The organism is Terriglobia bacterium (assembly GCA_020073185.1).
Taxonomy (GTDB): domain Bacteria; phylum Acidobacteriota; class Terriglobia; order Terriglobales; family Acidobacteriaceae; genus JAIQGF01.
Genome location: JAIQFT010000019.1, coordinates 44,492 through 67,013 on the forward strand (window position 1 = coordinate 44,492; position 22,522 = coordinate 67,013).

The 22,522-nt window shown below is 60.6% G+C and carries 19 protein-coding genes; 16 read left to right on the top strand and 3 right to left on the bottom strand.

Translation table 11 applies throughout. The annotated features are described in order from the left end of the window. Window positions 1–200 precede the first annotated feature (200 nt). A complete protein-coding gene (locus LAN64_09135; GenBank protein ID MBZ5568000.1) occupies window positions 201–1,565 on the top strand; it encodes a carboxypeptidase regulatory-like domain-containing protein in 1,365 nt (454 codons plus the stop codon). A 112-nt stretch (window positions 1,566–1,677) separates the two neighbouring features. Here the strand turns inward: LAN64_09135 and LAN64_09140 are convergent, their stop codons facing one another. Beyond that, on the bottom strand, window positions 1,678–4,953 hold the full coding sequence (locus LAN64_09140) for a DUF3857 domain-containing protein (protein MBZ5568001.1): 3,276 nt from the start codon (window positions 4,951–4,953) through the stop codon (window positions 1,678–1,680). 395 nt (window positions 4,954–5,348) lie between these two features. Between LAN64_09140 and LAN64_09145 the strand changes: the two genes are divergently transcribed. After that, on the top strand, window positions 5,349–6,167 hold the full coding sequence (locus LAN64_09145) for a hypothetical protein (GenBank protein ID MBZ5568002.1): 819 nt from the start codon (window positions 5,349–5,351) through the stop codon (window positions 6,165–6,167). 427 nt (window positions 6,168–6,594) lie between these two features. On the opposite strand, the gene LAN64_09150 is transcribed toward LAN64_09145, so the two are convergent. Continuing rightward, on the bottom strand, window positions 6,595–9,351 hold the full coding sequence (locus tag LAN64_09150) for a bifunctional acetate--CoA ligase family protein/GNAT family N-acetyltransferase (protein ID MBZ5568003.1): 2,757 nt from the start codon (window positions 9,349–9,351) through the stop codon (window positions 6,595–6,597). Between the two features lie 455 nt (window positions 9,352–9,806). On the opposite strand from LAN64_09150, the gene LAN64_09155 reads away from it, so the two are divergent. The 10 genes from LAN64_09155 (at window position 9,807) to LAN64_09200 (ending at window position 16,932) form a co-directional block, all read left to right on the top strand. Beyond that, the gene (locus LAN64_09155; GenBank protein ID MBZ5568004.1) at window positions 9,807–9,962 is read left to right on the top strand and encodes a hypothetical protein; all 156 of its coding nucleotides are present in this window, start codon (window positions 9,807–9,809) and stop codon (window positions 9,960–9,962) included. Between the two features lie 151 nt (window positions 9,963–10,113). Beyond that, on the top strand, window positions 10,114–11,166 hold the full coding sequence (gene purM, locus LAN64_09160; protein MBZ5568005.1) for a phosphoribosylformylglycinamidine cyclo-ligase: 1,053 nt from the start codon (window positions 10,114–10,116) through the stop codon (window positions 11,164–11,166). A gap of 151 nt (window positions 11,167–11,317) precedes the next feature. Further along, the gene (gene purN / locus LAN64_09165; protein ID MBZ5568006.1) at window positions 11,318–11,947 is read left to right on the top strand and encodes a phosphoribosylglycinamide formyltransferase; all 630 of its coding nucleotides are present in this window, start codon (window positions 11,318–11,320) and stop codon (window positions 11,945–11,947) included. A gap of 69 nt (window positions 11,948–12,016) precedes the next feature. Beyond that, a complete protein-coding gene (gene dut / locus LAN64_09170; GenBank protein ID MBZ5568007.1) occupies window positions 12,017–12,451 on the top strand; it encodes a dUTP diphosphatase in 435 nt (144 codons plus the stop codon). A gap of 132 nt (window positions 12,452–12,583) precedes the next feature. Then, on the top strand, window positions 12,584–13,909 hold the full coding sequence (tyrS, locus tag LAN64_09175; protein MBZ5568008.1) for a tyrosine--tRNA ligase: 1,326 nt from the start codon (window positions 12,584–12,586) through the stop codon (window positions 13,907–13,909). A 60-nt stretch (window positions 13,910–13,969) separates the two neighbouring features. After that, on the top strand, window positions 13,970–14,869 hold the full coding sequence (locus LAN64_09180; protein MBZ5568009.1) for a hypothetical protein: 900 nt from the start codon (window positions 13,970–13,972) through the stop codon (window positions 14,867–14,869). 198 nt (window positions 14,870–15,067) lie between these two features. Beyond that, window positions 15,068–15,277, top strand: a complete 210-nt coding sequence (locus LAN64_09185; GenBank protein MBZ5568010.1) for a hypothetical protein — start codon at window positions 15,068–15,070, stop codon at window positions 15,275–15,277. An 8-nt stretch (window positions 15,278–15,285) separates the two neighbouring features. Further along, on the top strand, window positions 15,286–16,203 hold the full coding sequence (gene sppA, locus LAN64_09190; protein ID MBZ5568011.1) for a signal peptide peptidase SppA: 918 nt from the start codon (window positions 15,286–15,288) through the stop codon (window positions 16,201–16,203). 117 nt (window positions 16,204–16,320) lie between these two features. Beyond that, a complete protein-coding gene (locus LAN64_09195; GenBank protein MBZ5568012.1) occupies window positions 16,321–16,644 on the top strand; it encodes an integration host factor subunit beta in 324 nt (107 codons plus the stop codon). Window positions 16,645–16,722: 78 nt separating this feature from the next. Next, window positions 16,723–16,932, top strand: a complete 210-nt coding sequence (locus tag LAN64_09200; GenBank protein ID MBZ5568013.1) for a hypothetical protein — start codon at window positions 16,723–16,725, stop codon at window positions 16,930–16,932. Here the strand turns inward: LAN64_09200 and pgeF are convergent. Further along, window positions 16,929–17,795, bottom strand: coding sequence for a peptidoglycan editing factor PgeF (pgeF, locus tag LAN64_09205; GenBank protein MBZ5568014.1), 867 nt, complete (start codon window positions 17,793–17,795; stop codon window positions 16,929–16,931). The genes LAN64_09200 and pgeF overlap by 4 nt on opposite strands. Before the next feature lie 117 nt (window positions 17,796–17,912). Here pgeF and LAN64_09210 point away from each other — a divergent pair, with 117 nt between their 5' ends. From LAN64_09210 to LAN64_09225, 4 genes are all read left to right on the top strand, one after another. Beyond that, window positions 17,913–18,269, top strand: a complete 357-nt coding sequence (locus LAN64_09210; GenBank protein MBZ5568015.1) for a hypothetical protein — start codon at window positions 17,913–17,915, stop codon at window positions 18,267–18,269. 251 nt (window positions 18,270–18,520) lie between these two features. Further along, window positions 18,521–20,311: a phosphoenolpyruvate carboxykinase (GTP) gene (locus LAN64_09215; protein MBZ5568016.1), complete on the top strand. Its 1,791-nt coding sequence runs from the start codon at window positions 18,521–18,523 to the stop codon at window positions 20,309–20,311. A gap of 973 nt (window positions 20,312–21,284) precedes the next feature. Beyond that, complete coding sequence (locus LAN64_09220) at window positions 21,285–22,037, top strand: hypothetical protein (protein MBZ5568017.1); 753 nt, start codon at window positions 21,285–21,287, stop codon at window positions 22,035–22,037. A 5-nt stretch (window positions 22,038–22,042) separates the two neighbouring features. Beyond that, on the top strand, window positions 22,043–22,474 hold the full coding sequence (locus LAN64_09225) for a hypothetical protein (protein ID MBZ5568018.1): 432 nt from the start codon (window positions 22,043–22,045) through the stop codon (window positions 22,472–22,474). Window positions 22,475–22,522 lie beyond the last annotated feature (48 nt).

Below are 22,522 nucleotides of genomic sequence, written 5' to 3' on the forward strand. Positions count from 1 at the left end.
GAACAGCATGGACTTATAAGCAAAATCTCGAAAACAAAATGATTCGCTCTGCAACGATAACTTGGGAGAACGATTCGGCGGGAGCGAGCGGACTTCATTCCAGTTCGAGGGTCAGCAAGGCGGGGCAAGAAAGGGAACGTGCACCGATTTCCATTAACCGTTCCGAAGGTAGGAACTGCGTCCAGTGCTATGCTGCCACCGTGAAAAGGCTGGTGTTGACAGCGGCGCTGGTCCTCCTGGACGTGGCGATGGCGTGGGCATGTTCCTGCACGACGCCCGGTCCGGCATGCCAGGCATTTTGGCATACCGATGTTGTGTTTATCGGCGAGGTGACCGCGATCGAGACGACTACTGTGCCTATGGACGTGATGGCAAAGAGTTACCAAGTGCCACAGAAGGAGGTTCATTTCCGGGTGGTTCGAAGCTATCGAGGAAACGTGGGCGCGGAGGCAACCGTGCACACGGGCCTGGGCGGTGGTGACTGCGGCTACAAATTTGAACTCGGGCACTCATATCTGGTTTATGCGTCGCAACGTGACGGTGACATCCGCACCGGCATTTGTTCGCGAACCGCCGAGGCGGAAAAGGCGGCGGACGATATCGCGTGGCTGGATTCGTTGCCGTCACTTGCGAAGAGCGCAACTGCCTTGGGAACAGTAACAACTCAGATCGTGAAAGATCAGGCCTATAAACGGCAACCCATGCCGGGGGTCGGAATCACCGTGACCGACACGAGTGGTCAAGTAACAAGGACAACGACAGATGCAGGGGGCGCGTACTCTGTCACGGGTCTTGCCGCAGGCGAATACAGTGTGGCCGCGATACTGCCGGACGGATTCGTTTCCTCCGGGAGCCCGCGCAAAATCAACCTGCATGAACAAGGGTGTGCTCAAGTTTCATTCTATGCGGCGCCGAACGGAACGATCCGGGGCCGAGTGCTGGATGCGGAGGGCCAAGGAGTAAAGGGAATGCCGGTTGCCCTGAACTTCCTTGAAGACCCGTATCAGATTCGCGACCGGAAGTACCTGACCACGAATAGGATCGCGACGACTGCTGCCAACGGTGAATACGAATTCGATACGCTTCTGCCGGGCAATTACATCGTCATAGCCAATCAATTTGGCGCCACGAAGGAACATCCTTTCCCACGACTGTTATATCCGGGCGTAGAGGATCCCGTGAATGCAAGTCCGGTTTCGATCGGTTTCGCAACAGGAGCACATGACATTGATTTCCGGTTGCCGCCGAAGCTGACGCTCACCTCTATTGAGGTAGAAGTGAAGGACGCCAGCGGCAATGCGGTAGCGAACGCGCGGGTGTTTGCACACGATCAGGAGCTGACCACTTCAGTGTTGTCGCTCACCGGCAACAGCAATGCGATCGGACTTGCCAGCCTGGAGGTGTTCGAGGAGCGTGCCTACTTCATTACTGCAACACTCAACGGAGCCAAAGGCGGTCAGCGCTGCGGTGGGCCCGTCATGTGGAAGAAAGGCATGAAACGGGTGGCTGTGACGATTGAGCGGCTCTACGGCAACTGCATGGCAAGTTTGAAAGACGCACATTAACGGTGGGACAACCGCAAAGGCGCCCGGACTTCAAAGGATTTGCCCTCAGCGGCTAATGCCGAATCATCCTAGGTGCGCGATTTCGCCGGGCTAAGGCCCGGAGCTTCCACCGCTATTGCGCGCCGGAGAGGTCGTCGGCGGGGAGAAGAACGAACTTGCAGTCGGCGGCGGGGGCGCAGGAGAGCGTGCCGCGGCGGAGCAGGCGCGTGGGGGTACTGTCGGGGAAGCTGAACTTAACTTTGGCGGCGCGGAGAGCGTCGGTGAAGGGCTTGAGCTTGTCGCTGCCGCTGATGAAACGCGCGTCTTCGACTTTCGGGCCGGGACCAACGATGAGATAAAAATCGGCCTGCGCGGATTCTTTCACCAGTGGTCCAAGGCCGACGGTGCGCAGCGCTTCCAGCTCGTGGCGGGCCTTCTCTACCAGCGCGTCGATCTTCCCATCAATCATCGGATTCTGGATAGCGCTTTTGCCGGCGACTTTCCCGGCCACCGGTTTCGCGACCGGCTTATCCAGAGTCTTGTCGTCGCTGGACGCGCCAGCTTGCTTATCGCCGGAAGGGGCGAGCAGGGCGGCGAGGCGCTGACGGGTTTCCGGCAGTGGCTTATAGGCGGCGAGGGCCTGGGCATACATGGCAATAGTCTTCTCCTTTTCGCCGCGCTTTTCGAAAATCTGCGCCAGGTGATCGCCGACCTCGCCGTGTTGTCCCAAGAGCCAGGCGGCGGCGATGAATTGTTCGGCCTTGTCGAGATTGCCGCGCTGGAAATACACCCACCCGAGAGTGTCCCACTGCGCCGCCAGCCCGATGACGAGCGCCTGCTGCTCGAGCTGCATGGTGTCGGCGGTGAGATTGCGCAGCGCGGCGGCGGTGGAGGCGACGGCGGATTCGGCGTATTGCTGGGCGAGATCGAGGTGCGTGTTCCTCAGGCTGAGCTGGTAGGCGATGTTGTTCCAGATGCCGGGAGCGGGTGCGATCTTGACGGCGCGGTCGAAGGCGGCGAGCGCCTTGGCGTCGTCGCCGAGTTCGAGTTGCGCCTGCCCGAGGCTGACGAATGCCTGCGCGTCCTGTGGGTTGAGGGACGCGGCTTTTTCCAGTTCGGGGAGCGCCTCGCGGTTTTTGTGCTCCTCCAGGTACATGGCGCCGAGGTTACGGTGGGCAAACTTGTCGAGCGGGTAGACGTCGATCTGCTTCTGAAATGATTCGGCGGCCTTGGCGTAGTCGCGCTTGTCCCACCAGGCGCGGCCAAGATTGTTGAAGGCAAACTCGTCGAAGGGGTTGATCTCGATCTGCTGGTTGTAGGCCTTGATGGCTTCGTCGGTGCGGCGCTGCGCGAGGTAGGCGTTGCCAAGATCGTTCCACGCCGATTTGTGCCGGGGTTCGAGCTCGACGACGCGCTGCAACAAATCGGCGGCGCCGCGATAATTCTGCGCCTGCAGGGCGCTGAGCCCGGCTTCGTACAGCTCCTGCGCCTTGACATTCTCGGGCGGCTTGGGCGAGCCCTGCTGAGTGTTGTCGAGGGCAAGCTGCTGGGCTTCGTCGGCGACAATGGCGCGGCGGAAGGCGGCGTAATCGCGCAGGCGGGCAGCGGGAATTTCGCGGGCGCGCAGGATCATGGCGCGCTCGGTCGTGAAGGTGTTGCCCTTGAGGTCGTAAGCGGCGCGGTACTCAGCGTAGTCGCGCTTCATCTGGAAGGGCAGTGGAGCGCGCGCGGTGAAAGTGGAAGGCAGCTCGATCTTCAGACGCACGGTGATGCTGCCGGGAGCGCCGATCTCGATGGGCTCGGCGGAATTTTCGTCGGCGTCGGAGAGATCGGGCAGGCGCAGCCGGGCGAGCGGCAGGTCGAGCTGCGACTGGCGCTTGGACCAGTCAAGGAAATTGGACTGCGCGATATCGAATTCGAGATGGAGGGGGCCGCGGTTGTCAGAGGGATCGTCAGCTTTCAAGTTGCTGACATCGCCGCGGAGGCCTTCGAGTTGAGCCACCACCTGCGCCAAATCCTTCCAGCGCGCATTTGGCACCTGGCGAAAACCGAGGCGCAGCGGGAGCTCGCTGTCCCCGCTGAACGCCAGGCGCACGTGGGCGGTGAGCTTGCCCAGATCGCTGACCTTGCCTTCGGTTTCGATCACCTGGACGTTGGCGACGGTCGCCTCGGCGGGCGTTTCCACCAATTGCGCTGCGCCGGTAGGAGGAATCACGAGCGCCTTCTTTTTGCGCAAGTTGTAAGTGATCAGGCGGAAGGGCGCGATTTCCGTGGTGGTATCCAGCCAGACCATTTCCTTGCCGATCGGTACCACGCTGATGACGTGATCGAACTGCGAGGGCGAAGGCAGGTCGGGATCGATCTTGCGCTTGGAATTCATCAGCGCGGAGGAAGCGTGAATGCCGATGGCTTCCAGCAGACCTTCGAGCAGGGTGTGCTTGTCCTTGCAGTCGCCGTACTGGTTGGAGAGGACTTCATCAGCGGAGTGCGGCTGATAGCGGCCCAGCCCGAAAGACAGGCTGACGTAACGGAAATCCTTGGCGACGTAATCGTAGATGGCCTGCAACTTCTCCATGTCGGTGTTGTGGCCCTTAACCAGTTCCTCGGCGCGGGCGCGCACGGCGGCGGAGGGCTGGCGGCGGTCGCGTTCCAGGCCGGCATACCAGCGGCCAAGGCTCTCCCAGGAGGCAAAGGTAGTCATTTGCACATCGGGGGGTTCGGGCTGCGCTTTGCGTTTCTTCTTCTTGTCCGTGTCGTCGTCCTCGCGTTGTTTATGCGAGGAAACCCAGCGGTAGATGCGGCGTCCGCCTTCCTCCGTGATGGTGGGTTCGTGACCGGGGAGGGTCTTCAGCTTGACGGCACGGTCGCGCGGAATGTTGACCTCGAGCTGGTCGTCGAGAATGATGCCGGCGTCGAAGAAGTGGTGCTCCATCCAGAATTCGCCGGGCGCCAGCGCCGTGGTGATGGCGGTGACAACCTGGTATTCGAGCACTTCGCCGGGACGGAGGCCGGGAACGGTGACATGCTTCTGATGGTAATCGGTGTAAACCGGCGCTTCGCGCGCGACCGGAGCCGTGAGGTCCTGGACCGCGCTGGCAGACGCGGTGACGACCGTGCCGTCGGACTTGAGGACGCGCACGTAGGGGATCTGCATGCTCTCGTTGGCGGAGTTGTAGCCGAAGACGAGCTGGCCGAGAAGTTCGACCCCAGACTCGCTCTGCACGCGGATACGCGCGGAGGTTTCCTTGCGACCAGTGCCGTCGTTTTCGAAGCGATAGACGGTGCGCTGCAATTCGACGACGTAAGGCTCCTGCGCATAGACATCCTTCTTCGCGGCGTCCGGCACTGGGGGAACGCTTTGGGAGACAGCGGCGGAAGCGAGAAGGAGAAAAACGGCAAATAGCTTCATGGGTATAAAGCAGTTGTATCGCAAATCGTGGACAGTGGCCAGTGTCCAGAGGTCAGTGGTCAGTGGGAACACCAGCCTGCGAAGCGGGCGACAGAATGTGTAGCCCACGGCGTAAGCCGTGGGTGGCAGAACATTTGGGTCGAGCCCGCTTCAGCGGGCGAAAGAATCCTTGATCCGGGCCGTTTTCCCGAGCCGCTGGTCTCAGTTTCACTTCCAGAAATAATTCCTCTGTCCTGAACCGAAAAATGCGCCACCTCGCCGTTCACTCGCGCCGAAGGAGGAGAAACCATGCCACGAACGGGCTTCATGATGGAAGTGGTGATAGGCTTGGCTGCAGTGCTCGTCTTGTATGTTGCCTTCGTGGCAAACGAGTTTCTCCAAGCTGGGAGCAGGGCATGGCAAGCAAAGTCTTCGGTAAGTCGGCGGTACGTGCAGTCTTTCACTTTCTTCTATGTTGCGGGCTGCCGACGGGCATCGCCCGCTGTCAATCGGCGCAACCGCAGGCTGCAAACGAGAGTCCGGCGGAAGTAGCCGATGCGATCGCGAAGGTGAAGTCGGGGAAATTCAACGGCTACCATGTTGAAGTCATCGGCGAAGCGCGGGCGGTTGTAGCCATTCCCGACCTGGAAAAGCAGTTCACGCTCGTATCCGAGCCACTTGAGAGAGCAAAGATTGCCCAAGTTTTACTTCTACTCGGAGATAAGAAGGATGAGTATTGGGATTACCTGGCTGGGTTGATGAAGCCTATACTGGACAGTGATGCACCTTCGCCCGAAGGTCATGACGCACAAGGCAAACTCATCCGACCTCCTTCGCCAGAATTTGTCGAATGGGCACGAAAACATGGGCGCTCTCCCGGCGAAGCAGCCGAGGATGCCGTTTACCGTTTGCCTGGTATTGTTGGGATCGTCGGAATGACTGGCGATTCGAGGGCACTGCCCTTATTAAGGCGCGCCCTCCTGTCGCCGAACTTTCACATCGCTTTTGCAGCCGCGTTCGGACTCGCCGAGATGCAGGATACGAGTTCAATACCGCTGATTATTTCGAGGTGCAAAGAGGCCCCAGCCGAGGCGTCAAGCCTGATCGCGGAGTCGCTGGTGTACTTTGACGATCCCGAGGGACAGAAAGCCGTAGACCGTTTCATTCCGAAGGAAAAGGCGAAGCTACTACGGGATGCAAGATCGGCAGGAGAGGGCCCGTTGCACGCCAGATAGCGTGTGAGATGGAGCGCGGCGCGCGAAAGAACATGTAGCCCACGGCGTAAGCCGTGGTGGCAGCCGCGCCGAATACCCTTGACACCCATTAACTAATTACTTACAATGTATGTTAGCTGGATAGTTCAGCTACATATCCGGGGCCGCAAGGGAGGGCGACCACCTTGCGGCCCTTTGCTTTGCTTCTAAACCACTACAGGTTGTGGTATATGTGGCCATCGCTCCTTGACAACGCAATATGTTTGGTATTCCAGAAAACTCGGACGTAAGCTATTGATTATACACAAAGCATCCACGGTAACCGTCGAATTTCCACGGTATACCGTGCGTAAGCTTCTGATTCCGTTACAGGGCAGGGGGAGGGGGGTATATAACCCGACTAAGGTTTACCGATTAGTAATAATATCGGTGCTGTCCCCGTGGCATCTCACCTCAGCGTGGCGCGAGCGTTGACGAGGTTCTCTTCCATGTCCAGGCTGAGCTGGAAGTTAAGGCGCTTACAGATGGCACGCATCTCGCGGTTGACGCCGAGCATGGTGGAAACGACGTACTGGAGCTTTTCGTCCTTGGCGATTTGCATGAGGCGGCTGACCAGTTCGGTGCCCAGGCCCTTGTGCTGGAATTCGTCGCGAACCAGGACGGCGATTTCCGCCTCGTTGCGGCCGTGCAACTTGCTGAGGCGTCCCACCGCCAGGATTTCGCCGTGACCGTCGGGATGCTTGAGTTCGGTGACCAGCGCCATTTCGCGGTCATAGTCAATGAAGCAGATTCGGGTCAGGCGCTCATGCGCGGTGCGCTGCGTCAGCTTGAGCGGCTGGAAGTAGCGCAGGTATACGCTGCGGTCGGAGAGACGGCTGTGGAAGTCGATCATCAGCGGCTCGTCTTCGGGGCGAATGGGCCGGATGGTGACCTTGACGCCGTCCTTCATGGTGCATTCGCCGACGTATTGCTGCGGATAGGGACGGATTACCGGGCGCGGAAGCTGCTCTTCGCGCATGTCGGCAGGATGCAGGACAACGCGCGCGTCGAGCGCTATCAGCCGATCGCCGCCGGCAAGCAGCGGATTGATGTCAATTTCCTTGATCCAGGGCTGCTCCACCACCAGCCGGCTGAAATTCACCAGCAGCGTTTCCAGGCCCGGGAGGTCGGCGCCGGGTAGGCCGCGCACGCCCTGCAGGGCTTTGAAAATCCGGGTCTGCTCCATCATGCGGCGGGCCAGCGTGGTGTTGAGCGGAGGGAGGGCGAGGGCGCGGTCGCGCTCGATTTCGACCAACAGGCCGCCCCGCCCGAACAGCAGCACCGGGCCGAACTGCGGGTCGATACTGCTGCCGAGGATGAGCTCGTACCCGTCGCGCGCAATCATGGGCTGCACGGTCACGCCGAGAAAATGCTCGCCGCCGGCACTGGCGCGGACATTGTCCTCGATCTTGTGGAAGGCGGCGCGGACGGCGGCCGCATCCTTGAGATTGAGCTGCACACCGCCGACGTCGGTCTTGTGCGTGATGGTGTACGAGTGCAACTTCAGCACGACTGGGTAAGCGATCGCCTCGGCATGGGTCACGGCTTCGTCGGCGCTGGTGGCGACTCGAGTTTCGACGGTGGGAATGAAGTAGGCGGCTAAGAGCTGTTTGGATTCGGCTTCGGAAAGCAAGGAGCGTGTTTCCTGACGCGCTTTCTGGATCAGTTGAGCGACGGTGTTGCGATCTGGCTCGCGCTCGGTCTGGCTGCGCAGCACCGGAGTTTCATAGAGCCCGCGCAGGTTGTAACTGTAGCGCCACATGAAGGTGAAGGCGCGCGTGGCGGTATCGGGAAACTGGAAGGTCGGAATGCCACCGCGGTTGAGGATTTCGTTGGCCGCGACGATCTCCGCGCCCCCCATGAAACAAGCAAGGATCGGCTTTCCGGTCGTGTTGGCATAGGGCTTAAGCAGTTCGGCAATTTTGGTCGGCTCGGCCAGGCCTTGCGGCGCGGTCAGGACAAGGACGCCGTCGGCGTTGGGATCTTTGAGTACGATCTCAAGCGCCTGGCCGTAGCGGTCGGGACCGGCGTCGCCGAGAATATCAACCGGGTTGCCGTGGCTCCAGTGCGGCGGCAGGATTTTGTTGAGCTCGGCGTGGGTTTCCGCGGACAGCTCCGCGAGTTCCCCTCCTTGGTAGGCGACGCCGTCGGCGGCAAGCACGCCCGGGCCGCCGGCGTTGGTCAGGATCGCCAGGCGCGGCCCGCGTGGGCGCGGCTGCTTGGCCAACACTTCCGACATGTAAAAGATGTCGGAGATGGCATTGACGCGGAGCACGCCGCTGCGCCGGAAGACAGCATCGAACACTTCGTCGCTGCCGACCATGGCGCCGGTATGCGAAGCGGCGGCCTTGGCGGCGGCTTCGGTGCGGCCGGCCTTGATCACGATGATCGGCTTGTTGAGTGAAACTTCGCGCGCCGCGGAGAGGAACTTGCGCGCGTCACCGATGGATTCCATGTAGATGAGGATGGACTGGGTACGGCTGTCGTTGCCGAGGTAATCAATGAGGTCGCCCCAGCCGACGTCGATCATGGAGCCTACGGAGACGAAGGCGCTGAAGCCGACCATCTCGCTGAAGCTCCAGTCGAGAATGGCGGTGCAGAGGGCGCCGCTCTGGCTTAGGAAGGCGACGTTGCCGGGCCGCGCGATCTGTTGCGAGAAGGTGGCGTTCAGGCCGATGAGCGGGTTCATGACCCCGAGGCAGTTGGGGCCAACCACGCGCAGGCCAGTGCCCTGGATGCGGTCGGCGATCTGGCGTTCCAGTTCCAGGCCAGCCTCGCCGTGCTCCTTGAAGCCGGCGGAGATGACGACGGCGGTTTTCACGCCTGCCTGTACACATTCACCGATGATGCCGGGGACGGTGATGGCGGGCGTGGCGATGACCGCCATGTCCACGGATTCCGGAACGGCTGCGACATACGGATATGCCTTGATGCCGAGGACACTGGGGCGGTCCTTGCTGACCGGAAATACGACGCCGCCGAAGGGACTGCTGAGCAGGGCCCAGAGGACGCGGCGCCCGATGGAGCCGGGGCGCTCGGTGGCACCGATGATAGCGACGGTCTTGGGATGGAAGAGCGCATCCAGAGGTTGACTCTCGGTGCGAAGGACGTCGTGCGCTTTGTCGGTGGTGGAGAGCCTGATGGCGGGCTGCGCGACCTGGTCCATGGCTGATCGGCTCCTGCGGGCGAACTACCGAGTGTAACCGTTTCCGGCACGGAGAGGGAGCCGGGATAATCACATTCCCGTGTGACGGGAGACCTGCCGGTAGCGGCCACGCGGTGGCGCGCTTAAAGGCGCGCTCAAAAAGGAAAGCGGCCCGGCGGGGAAAAATATCGCGCTTGGGCGCCGCAGGGCTTTTTGTTGACCGTCGTAGCCGCGAACATCGTTCCGTGGCCGCCTTCGCGTCCGTGGCGGCCTTTGCAGTAAGGGGTAAGTACCGGCAAAACCTCGCCGGAACATGTTTTTGGCGGCAGAAGCTCGGAAACAGGAGTAGAATCGCGCTATTCATGTGGGGTGCCCCGGTGTCGAGAGCCGCGGGTGCCGGTTGATCGCTTTTCATATGGCCTCATCGTGAGGTTTCCCGGTGCGACCGGGGAAACAGGTATGCGGCTGGAGGCCAAATGCAGCAGGCAACTTCTCCCAACAACCCGCCGACGCCGGCGGCACCGAAGGTGGAGAGCAATCGGAATTTCTGGATCTATACGGGATACGCAGCGGCAGCGCTGGGCCTGCTGGGAATGGTGGCCTATCACTTCTCCGGGTATCTCCTGAAATAGGCTGAGAGGCACGGCTGGTACGGCCTGGGTGCGTGTGCGCCCTGCAGGGACGCCAATTTCGTGGGCCAGCCGCGCGCGGGTTGGTGCGTGCGCAATGGTAGAATGAAGCGTTCTGCCCGGCTCTGATTCCCTCGTAACGGACGTCACGCCCTTGCCCGAGAACGATCCCAACCGCACGACGGTCACCTACGCCGATGCCGGGGTTGACCTGGAACGCGCCGCCCGCGCCAAGCAGCGCATCCGGTATCTTGCCCACAAAACCTTCACCAAATGCGTGCTGAGCGAGATCGGCGGCTTTGGAGGAATGTTTGCCCTGGACAAGGAGAAGTACAAGGACCCGGTGCTGGTGGCAAGCGTGGACGGAGTGGGAACGAAGTTGAAAGTCGCCTTCGAGATGAACCTGCACCACACCATCGGCGGCGACCTGGTGAACCATTGTGTTAACGACATCGCCGTACAGGGCGCCGCACCCCTATTCTTCATGGACTACTACGCCACCGGCAAACTGGACCCGGAGATGGCCGAACGGGTGGTAGCCGGGATCGCCGATGCTTGCAAGCACAACGGCTGCGCCCTAATCGGCGGCGAGACGGCGGAGATGCCCGGATTCTACGAGCACGGCGAGTATGACTTGGCGGGATTCATCGTCGGAGTCGTGGAGCGGGAGAGGGTGATCACCGGAAAAAACGTGCAGGTCGGAGACGTACTGGTCGGATTGCCGTCAAACGGGCTGCATACCAACGGCTATGCCCTGGCTCGCAAGCTGCTGTTCGAGACCGCGCACTACTCGCCGGAGACCTACGTCAACGAACTGAAGAACAAGGTCGGGAACGAGCTGATGCGCGTGCACAAGAGCTACTGGCCTCTGCTGAAAAAGCTGCTGGACGGAGAGGCGGTCTCGGCCATGGCGCACATCACCGGCGGCGGCATGACCCTGAACCTGCCGCGCGCGCTGCCCAAGGGCACGGCGGCGGTGATTGAGATGGGCACGTGGCCGGAACAGCCGATCTTCCAGCACCTGCAACAACTCGGCGGTATCCCGCAGGACGAGATGATGCGCACCTTCAACATGGGAATCGGCATGATCCTGGTGGTCCCACCTAAAAAATTCAAGAAGGTGCAGACGGTGCTGGAGCGCGCCGGCGAGAAGGGATACACCATCGGCCGGATCGTGAAGGGCGAGCGCAAAGTGCTGTACTCCTGAGTTCCTTTTCACCACCGAGAGACAGGGGCAGCGAGTAACACCGAGAAACATGGGTATTCTTCCGTTATTGAGTTAAGAGACTCTGTGATCCTGGGTGTTCTCGGTGACTCGGTGGTAGATTTTTCCGTCAATCCCCTACAAAATACCTCGCATGAAAAAGCTGGGAATCTTACTTTCCGGACGCGGAACGAATTTCGCCGCCATTGCGGAATCGGTAAAACAAGGCCGCATCAACGCGGAGATTGCCATCGTGATTTCCAATCGTCCCGAGGCGCCGGGCATCGAGCACGCGCGCAAGCTCGGGCTGGACGCGCGCGTCATCCCCAGCAAGGGACGTCAGCGCGAGGAGCACGACGCCGACGTGGTCGCGGCGCTGAACGAAAAGCAGGTTGATCTCATCTGCATGGCGGGATACATGCGGCTGCTGTCGCCGCTGTTCATTCGCGCATTTCCCAACCGCATTCTCAACATTCATCCGTCGCTGCTGCCGTCGTTCCCCGGCCTGGAGGCGCAGAAGCAGGCGATCGAGTACGGCGTGAAGGTCTCCGGGTGCACGGTGCATTTTGTGGATGAGCACCTGGATCACGGGGCGATCGTGGTGCAACGGGCGGTGCCGGTGCTCGACCGCGATGACGATCACTTGCTGGCGGCGCGCATCCTGGAGCAGGAGCACATCGCCTACACCGAAGCGATCAACATCGTGCTCGCCGGAAATTACCAGATCGCGGGAAGGCGCGTGGTGCAGAAGAAGGCCATGGCAGCGGCAATCCCAAGCTCTTAGCTCTTAGCTCATGGCCGTTAGCTGGCCCGCATTTGGCGATTTACTCTGCGTGTGGCTTACACTCTCCCCATGCTCAGGGTACAGCTGCTGCTGCCCACGGCGAAGGCGCCCACGGTTGCCCATCCCAGTGAAGACCTCGGTTACGACGTCTACGCGGCGGTCGAGATCACGATTGGCGGGCGCAGCCATGCTGTCGTGTCCACCGGGATCGCCATCGAGATCACCGACGACCACGGCCGGCCCATGGGCGCGCTGTTGCGCGACAAGTCATCGATGGCGGCTAAGCGCGTCGTGTTGACCGGCGGCGTGATCGACGCCGGATATCGCGGCGAGATCCGCGTGTTGATGGAAAACCTTGCTGACTGGCCGGCGACCGTCCATGTCGGCGACAAGATCGCCAACCTGATTCCCTACCCGGTGCTGACCGGCGAGGTCCGAGTGGTGGAGGAATTGGCGGAGTCGAAGCGAAAAGGCGGCGGCTTTGGATCTACCGGAAGAAGCTAAGCACGGATTTACACCGATGAACACGGACCGGAGAAGAACAAGAAAAGAATCCGTGAAAATCCGCGCTAATCCGTGGTTAGGTTTTTCTTTCCTTTGCGTTGCCTTGTGTCCTTTGCGGTAATCTGTTCGCTTATGCCTTCGTTCCGCCCGGTTGACGAGCAGCTCGCCTACATCAAGAAAGGCGCGGCGGAGATCATCCGCGAAGACGAACTGCGCGAGAAGCTCAAGAAATCCTACGACTCCGGCAAGCCGCTGCGAGTCAAGATCGGGCTGGACCCGACCGCGCCCGACCTTCATCTTGGCCACACCGTGGTGCTGCGCAAGCTCAAACACTTTCAGGACATGGGGCACACGGTAATCTTCCTGATCGGCGATTTTACCGGCATGATCGGCGATCCTACTGGCAGGTCGGTCACGCGGCCGCCGCTCTCGCGAGAGCAGATCAACCAGAACGCCACCACTTATCTCGCTCAAGCGCACAAAATTCTCGATCCCAGCAAAATCGAGATTCGCTACAACAGCGAGTGGCTGGACAAGCTGGGCTCGGAGGGATGGATCCGTCTGGCGGCGAAGTACACAGTGTCGCAGATGCTGGAGCGCGAGGACTTCCACAAGCGCTTTCAGGAAGAAAAACCGATCGCGCTGCACGAGCTGCTCTATCCGCTGGCGCAGGGGTACGACTCGGTAGCGCTGGAGGCCGACGTCGAACTGGGTGGCACCGACCAGAAATTTAACCTGCTGGTCGGGCGGGAATTGCAGCGCGCGCACGGGCAGCCGTCGCAGGTGGTGCTGACTACGCCGCTGCTCGAAGGCCTGGACGGTGTGCAGAAGATGTCGAAGTCCTACGGCAATTACATCGGCATCACCGAAGCGCCGCTGGAAATGTATGGCAAAGTGATGTCCATCTCCGACGCGTTGATGTGGCGCTATTACGAATTGCTGACCGACGTGAGTTCGCCCGAGATCGAGCGCATGAAGTCGGACACGGTGGCCGGGCGCGCCCACCCGATGCAGTTAAAGAAAGACCTGGCGCGCGAGATTGTCACCGATTTCCATTCGCCGCAGGCGGCGCAGCAGGCGGAACAGGATTGGGCGAAGCAATTCCAGAAGGATGAAGTGCCGGAAGATGTGGAGCGGGTGACGGTTCGCTTATCCGACGTGGCACCTTCGGGCTTGGAGACCATTGCTGAAGACGGAGGTGCGAGTCGCAGCTCTTCGCAGGGCGGGTTGGGTTCCATTCGTCCGCGAGAACCTGGTGAGTTCGTCAGCGTGAAGCTCGACAAGCTACTGGCGCGTACCGGGCTCGCAAGTTCGGTGAGCGACGGTCTGCGCAAGATCAAGCAGAACGCGGTGCGCATTGACAATCAGGTCAGGTCGGAGCCGATTTTGAAAATCAAAGTGCCGGCTGAATTGACCGTGCGCGTGGGGCGGCTGCTGAAGAAGATCACCATCCAATAACTCCGTGTCCCCCGGGGTTAATTCCTGCTCAGCGTCCATCTGCGTTAAGCTGCGGCACACATGCGCGCTGCCGTCATTCTCGGAACCAAGGCGACGGGGCGTGCGCTGCGCGAATTTCTTTTTCCCAACGTAGAGATTGCCGCCGTAGCTGGCCTGCCGGCGGACAGCGCTTTCGATGCGGCATTGATTTTCGGCGGCGATGGCAGCGTGCACCGGCAGTTGCCGGCGGCGGTGGCGTCCCAGGCGCCAATCCTGTGCGTGCCTGCCGGCAGCGGTAACGATTTCGCGCGCGCGCTGGGGCTCGGCACGGTTCGCGACGCGCTCACGGCGTGGCGCCGATTCTGCACCGGCGCCGGCAACGTGCGCGCCATTGACGTTGCAGAAATCTCCTGTGCGGCCGGCACTCAGAGCCGTCCGCCAACCACTCTCAATTCACCCTTCACAACTCGGAGCTCTCTCTACTGCTGCGTGGCCGGGGCGGGGCTGGACTCGGAGGTCAACCGCCGCGCCAATGCCTTACCGGCGTGGCTGCGCGGGCATGGCGGATACGTGGTATCGCTGGCACCGGCGCTGGCGGGGTTCAGGGCGCCGGAAGTCAGCGTCGAGCTGTTCGATTCCGACGGCCCGAGACGGATCCAAGAACCAGCGATGCTGGTCGCCTTCGCCAATGCGCCCTCCTACGGCCATGGAATGCGGATTGCCCCGTGCGCGAGCATGGACGACGGCAAACTCGATGTCTGCTTTGTCCGCCGCCTGTCCAAGCTGCGGCTGCTGCGCCTGTTTCCGGCGGTGTTTTCCGGAGGACACTTGTCGCTGCCGGAAGTCGTGTACGCACAGTGTTCGGGGCTGAGAATCGAGAGCGAGCGCCCGCTGGACATCTTCGGCGACGGCGAGTGGATCGGGCGCACGCCGGCGGAGGTGCGGGTGCGGCGGGGCGCGCTGCGCGTCATCGTGCCGTGAGAACGGCAGCGACGGCTGGGTTCCAAATCGGGCCACGGTTCTTTTCGGGATATCAGCGCCACGATTAACGCCAACGAACGGCAGCGTGGCAGCGACTCCGGCCTATAGTGGCGACAGTGTGTCGGAGGTGATTGGGTGAGTCACTTTCACTTAAAGCATTTTCCTCGAACCGGGCCGCCTAAGGTAAATCTCCACTCGATGTTCCATTCGGAGATTGACGCCCTCAATGCCGCCGGGTTGGCCAACGCCACCCGCGGCAAGGAATCCGGTTATTACGGCGTCGAGGAATGCCGCATCCGCGTCTGCAAGAAACCGAAGGAGGAAAAGGAAGTTGTTGTGCCCCGCTCCAAAGCGCCGACGGTGGCGCCTCGTACCCGGGTCTCGCCGCGTCCCAAAATGTTAGACTAACGCCTTGTATGGCGAACGGAGGCCGCTCGCGGGGATTTTTGTGGGTACTGATCGGGGGTGGTGCTTTCTTCATTTTCGTGCTGGCGGTGTACACCCTGGTGTACGTGGCCCTGCGCGCGGAGCAGGGCACGCAGTACGTGGTCACCGGCAGCGGCGAGCAGATCGCAGTGGTGGACATCGACGGCGTCATCCTGGACGCGCAGTCGACCGTGCGCGACCTGAAGAAATTCGCCGACGACACCTCCATTAAGGCGATCATTATCCACCTGAACACACCGGGCGGAAGCGCGGCCGCCTCGGAGGAGATTTATCGCGAGGTGCGGCGCATCCGCGACGACAAGAAGAAGCGTATCGTCGCCGACATCGCCGTGGTCGGCGCCAGCGGCGGGTATTACGTGGCCTCGGGCACGAACAAGATTTTCGCCAACGACGCCAGCGTGGTCGGCTCCATCGGCGCCATCATGGACTGGTACAACTACGGCGACCTGGTGCGCTGGGCCAAGCTCAAGGAAGAGGTCATTAAGTCGGGCGAATTCAAGGACACCGGCGACCCGGCGCGCGAGCTCACTCCCGTCGAACGGGCGTACCTGCAAGGCATGGTCAACAACATGAAGGACCAATTCGTGGCCGCGATCGCCAGCGGCCGCGGGTTGAAGGCGGAGGACGTAAGCGCGCTGGCCGACGGCCGCGTCTGGACCGGCCAGCAGGCGCTGACCCTGAAGCTGGTGGACCAGATTGGTGACTTTGAAGCCGCAGTGAAGGACACGGCCAAGGCGGTGGGGATCAAGGGCGAGCCATCGCTGGTACGGCCGGCCAAGGAACGGCACAGCCTGCTGGACCTGATTTTCGGCGACGCCTCCCAGTGGCTGCCGGATCGCAGCAAACTGATGCAAAGGAATCCCGGCTTCTATTTTCTCTGGAAGTAGGCGTGCCTGTTCCGGTAGATTGCAGGGCGCACGGACCATGCGGCAGGGCGGCCCTTGCGGAAACCCCAAGAAATCTGAGATGTTATGCGTTCCTAACCCATAGGGAGAAAGATCATCATGACCAAAGCCGACCTGATTGATGAGGTGTCGCGACTGGCGGAGCTGACGCGCAAAGACAGCGAGATCATTGTCGAGACCATCTTTGACAGCATCGTGCGCTCGCTCCGTACCGGCGACAAGATCGAAATCCGCGGGTTCGGCAGTTTCCGCACCCGGCAGCGCAAGCCGCGCGTCGGGCGCAATCCCAAGACCGGCGACCGCGTCGACGTCCCGGCCAAGAAAATTCCCTTCTTCAAGCCCAGCAAGGAACTGAAGGACCTGGTCAACACCGGCAACGCGAACGCGCCTGCACCGGCTGGGACGCCACCCGGCCCGAGCTAAGGGAAACATTGACAGGGGCCACTTGGAGCATCACTGTGGCGTGCTTCCCATCAGACGATCTCCCGAGGTTTTCAAGGGATGACAGCGGAAATCGCGATCCTCAATAAGCCGGTGCGGAAATTTACGTCGTACGCAGAGTATGTAAGAGAATTCTTCCCAGATGCGAAGGACAATGCCGCTGATGAACACGACAGCGGGGATGAATTCGGCGTCGCGCTTGCGATGGGTTCGCTCACAAAGCACGCCGAGATTCTTCGGTTCGGAAGACAGGACAGAAATCTCGCCTAGCTCTGTCGCCGGATTCCTACTGCGCCCATCATCCTCCCCGTGACTCCCTTTTCTTTGCGGTGCGAGAACAGCAGGTCCGTGCGGCAGGACGTGCACAAATCCGATATCCAGATGTTTTCCGTGCGTATGCCGGCATCAAGCAGTTGACGCCGGTTGGCCTCGACCAGATCGAGGTGCACCTTCTGCGCTGGCTCGCCATGCCCGGGCGCGCGCTGGTTCATGAACATCAGCGGATACTTACGGTGCACCGGGTCGGAAGAAAATACTTCTTCGAATAAGGCGTCGGCGTAAGAAAACTGGGCGCGAAACTTGTGCCGGAACTCATCGCCGACTTCGTAGCAGCAGCGATGAATGCCGGGTCCGATGGCCGCTTTGACATCGGCGGGATGGCTGCCGAAATGGCGCCGAAACTCACCCACGCCTTTTTCGACAATGCGCGCCAGCGTGCCGCGCCAGCCCGCATGAAATGCGCCTACCGCGCGCCGCGCTGGGTCGGCGAGCAGCACCGGCAGGCAGTCAGCCGCGCGCACCGAGAGTATGACCCCGGCTCGGTTGGTGACCAGCCCGTCGCCGACGAGGGGTCGCTGCGGCAAGTCGATAATACGGTGAACCATGCTGGAGTGCACCTGGCGCATGGCGACCGAAGGCCACGGATCGCCCGCCGGAGTGACAGCGCCGAGTCGGGCAAAGAACAAACGGCGGTTCTGGCTGACCGCCTGGCGCGTGTCCTCGGGAGTGATCCCCAGGTTCAGCGCGCGCCCGCCATACGCCTCCGATACCCCGCCCTGACGCGTGCTGAAGCCGTGCAGAAGCCAGGGAATGCCAGCCAATGTGTCCGACCCGAGTACGCTCACGTCATCCATCCGCTTCTGGGATTTTGTCCGCGTCGCCATCCCACTCACCACTCAAATTAACAACTTACCAAATTGCCCAATCGGCTTTCCCGACGCCGCCCGCGTCATTTATAGTTTGGGGCTCTTATGTACGCCGACTTTCGTTGTACCGACCGCTGGACGGGAAAACAACTGCACTGCATGTACCAGGCGCTGATCGTGGCCATTGCCACGCGCCACGCCGACGCCGTGGATATCAAGTTCCTGGTGGACGGCCAGCCGGTATGGATCGCCCTGCCGCATCCCGCCTGGGTGGAATACCACAAGCGAACCGGCAAGGTCATTGCTGACCCGCTGGCGGTCGAGGCTGCAGGGCACTACCTCAAGTGGGCGATTGAGGCGGGTGAGAGCGGCGGCCGCGAGATGCACACTCTCACCGTCGAGGAAACCCTGCGCCACATCGACGCGGTACTCGCGGAGGAACGCGCCGCGGTGAGTCGCTGAAACGAACTTCCGGCGCAACCGCGACGGCATCACAGATTGGGGTGACCGTGGGCACATCGGGGTTCGGCGGGATTGTCCAGAATTGTTGTTTTGCGCGGACCGCGGCGGCCCCGGAAGGGCTGCGGCGTGGGCGGCACAATTCTTGTACATAATCGTCCCGCGGTAGTGCACAATACATGATTTGGAGGTTGAAGGGAGACGCCATTATGTCCAGTCCTACTATGGAAGCCGTCGAAACTAGCGGCGGCGAGATGAGGAACCGCAAGCTGGCGGCCTGGATCGAGCAAGTCGCGCAACTGTGCAAGCCCGACAAGGTGCACGTCTGCGACGGCTCGCCCGAGGAATACCAGGCGATGCTGCGGCTGATGATCACCGGCGGCACCGCCATTGCCATGAACCCCCAGAAGCGGCCGAACAGCATTTTTGTGCGCTCCAATCCGGCCGACGTCGCGCGCGTGGAGGACCGCACCTTCATCTGCGCCAAGACCAAGGATGAGGCCGGCCCCACCAACAACTGGGAAGATCCGGCGAAAATGAGAGAGCGGCTCACCCAACTGTACAAAGGCTCGATGGCCGGCCGCACCATGTACGTGATTCCCTACAGCATGGGCCCCATCGGATCGCCGATCGCCAAAGTCGGCGTCGAAATCACCGATTCTCCCTACGTGGTCGCCAACATGCACATCATGGCGCGCGTCGGCACCAAGGTCCTGGACGTGCTGGGCACCGACGGCGAGTTCGTCAAGGGCCTGCACTCGGTGGGCGCGCCGCTCGGCCCCAACGATCAGGATTCCCCATGGCCGTGCAACGGCGAGCACAAGTACATCTGCCACTTCCCCGACACTCGAGAAATCTGGTCTTACGGCTCCGGCTACGGCGGCAACGCCCTGCTCGGCAAGAAGTGCCACGCGCTGCGCATCGCCTCGGTACAGGCGCGCGACGAGGGCTGGATGGCCGAGCACATGCTCATCCTCAAGCTCACCAATCCCGAGGGCCAGGTAAAGTACATCACCGGCGCCTTCCCTTCGGCGTGCGGCAAGACCAATTTGGCAATGCTGATCCCCACCATCCCAGGATGGACGGTGGAGACCATCGGCGACGACATCGCGTGGATGAAGTTTGGCGGCGACGGCCGTTTGTACGCCATCAACCCCGAAGCTGGCTTCTTCGGCGTGGCCCCCGGCACCAGCATGCAGTCCAACGCCAACGCCATGCTGTCGGTGACCAAGAACTCCATCTTCACCAATTGCGCCATGACCCCCGACCTCGACGTGTGGTGGGAGGCCATGACCGACAAGAAGCCAGCCGAGCTGACGGATTGGCTGCGCCGTCCGTGGACGCCGGATTGCGGACGCAAGGCGGCGCATCCCAATGCCCGCTTCACCGCGCCGGCCAAGCAGTGCCCGGTAATCGCCAAGGAGTGGGAAGACCCGAAAGGCGTGCCGATCGACGCCATCCTGTTCGGCGGACGCCGCTCCGGCGTCGTGCCGGTGGTGGTCGAAGCCTACGACTGGCAGCACGGCACCTTCCTGGGCGCAACCGCCAGCAGCGAAACCACCGCGGCGACGACGGGCAAAGTCGGCGTGCTGCGCCGCGATCCCATGGCCATGCTTCCCTTCTGCGGTTACAACATGGGCGATTACTTCGGGCACTACCTGGACATCGGCAAAAAGCCCGGGGCCAAGCTGCCGAAGATCTTCTACGTGAACTGGTTCCGCCAGGACGAGAACGGCAAGTTCCTGTGGCCGGGATACGGCGAAAACAGCCGTATCCTGAAGTGGGCATTCGAGCGCTGCGCCGGCACCGGCAAAGCGGTGGATACGCCCATCGGCCGCATGCCCACGCCGAACGACATCGACACGCGCGGTCTCGACATTCCGGCTAGCAACCTGGCCAAGCTGCTCAGCGTTGATGTAGACGGCTGGCTGGCGGAAGTGCCGCTCATCCGGGAGCACTTCGCGAAATTCGGCAGCCACCTGCCGCAGGGCATGAAAGAGGAGGTTGATAAGCTGGAAGCGCGGCTGAAGAAAGCGAAGGGCTAGTTGTTTTGGGTAGGACACGGCTTCAGCCGTGCCATCGAGGGCAGAACGTCAGCGGGCTTTAGCCCCTGAGAATATTAGAGGGCGGCGCAAGCTGCCCTCTTTCTTGTGGCACCCACGCATATGGCACGCGCTTGTGGCACACGCATGTGGCACACGCGCCCTCGCGTGTGCTTAGTCCCCATTTCTAGTTTCCTGTTTCCAAAGGTGCGGCCCAAGCTGCCCTCTTTCTCTTGCTTCGCCAAATTCAACGGGTGTCATCCCGAGCGTGACCTCTGATGCCGCGCGAGTCGAGAGCCTGCCCTGAGCAAAGTCGAAGGGGACCTTGCGTCTGCCGGTGAAGGCCGCGCCTTCAAATGCGTGCCGGCTCGGCCTCCCTCCTGAGACAACTTCTAGCCGGGTGGGCAACTTGTCACAAAACGGGATGGTTTCAATTCGGAGCGGAAATCGTCCCGCGCACCCGGTGAGAAGCCGATCCTGCACCGTTTGCGAGGCACTTCTGGTTCTACTTTCAGAACACCCGCAACGTGCTCATAAATCAAGTGTTACGGCCGTCACTAGGAAGAAGGGGATCGCGCGAATGAGCGTAGTCACGCCGTCGCGTGACAAACCATATCTGTAGGTGATTGACTTGGAAGGATGACCAAACCGGGGTTGTGTTTTTGTAACAAAACGCTGATCACCCGAGCACCCCGTGCACGCCCTTCTAGCATTCGAGCGGGACCAAGCAAAGCGAATACTCGATTAATATCGTATTAGCCTGGAAAGGAGGCCACGATGAGATGCGATTCGGCACTCCGCGAACGATGCTTCGAGTTCTACAGAACAAAGACCTTGACCGACGCTGTGGTTCTATCTTTAAGAACTTGGTCCACTTTCACCGAGAAATCATAGACCATACGTGCCGTCCTCGGACAGAATCGCGGCGGCCTTAACGCGAGTCTGTGATTTCCCGAAACGAAGTGAGGAGGATGACTTGAAACGACAAGTAATAGAGAAATTGCTGTTCACCGCTCTTTGTCTCAGTCAGCTCGTCATTTGTCCATGGCAAGGCCTTGCTCAATCCCAGAAAGATAAAGATAGCCGTGGTCCCGACCCGATAGTCGACATCGGCAAAGCCCAGCCCGACCAAGCTCCATGGGAAATACGTGCGAAACGCGATAAGAGGCATAACCTCCCCGGCGGACAGCCAGTTCGGGAGCCTCGTTCTGACGACGTTGAAGAAGGAATCATTAATGATCGACATGAAGCTATCCCGGCCTTCCCCATAGCCCAGAGTGACGCGATTGTGATCGCAACTGTCACGAAGGCAGCGGCGCACCTTTCAGAGGACCGAGCTATGGTTTACTCGGAGTTTGATTTGAATGTCACTGACATTCTCAAGACGGCTGGCGATGTTCTCCTTCGCGTTGGTGAAAGCATTGAGGTTGAACGAATCGGTGGTGCGGTGCGCTTCCCGTCCGGCCGAATGTGGCGCTTCCGGATCTATCAGCAAGGCTTTCCGCATGTCGGCGGAACCTATACGCTCTTCCTAAAATACAACGCCCAAACACAAGATTTTTATCTCGTGACAGGATATGAATTGAAGAAATCGATGGTCGTTCCATTGGACGGCGTCGGCTTTACTTCAAATCCCAAAGCACGTCTAGCTTCATTCAAATACAACGGAGCTGATCCCAATGTGTTTCTTGGGGAACTCCGCACCGCCATCAACGGAGGTTTGCGCTAATGAATATGCGCCTGATCGTCTCATGCGTATCCCTCCTCTTGGTGGCCCCAACTGTGGCCACGGCATGTGTCTATCCTTTGTTTGTAAACACGGGGTTGGCTGGTTGGCCGCCCTGCGTTCAAAAAATTGAGGTCCATGTTTCTTCAGCAAGTTTTTCGAGCGACCAATTCAACGCCGTAAGTGCGGCATTCAGCGATTGGGAAAGCAACGTCAACTACCCGTTTGGCCCAAGTGCCTTCATTCATTTCGAGATGCATCATGATACTACGACCGTTGCTGCGATCGGTTACACGCCCTACGTCAATGTGTATCAAGTGTTGAGTGCCCCGTCCGATCATTACATTTTGGGCTCTGCGCAGGAATCTGAAAAACTCGTGGATTTACTGGATTCCAGAGTAGCGGTTTGGCGGTACGCTCGGCGGGATGAGCGACAGTGAGTGGACGAAGATTCTGGGGTGGCCGGGTTACCGCGTCTATCGAAGCGA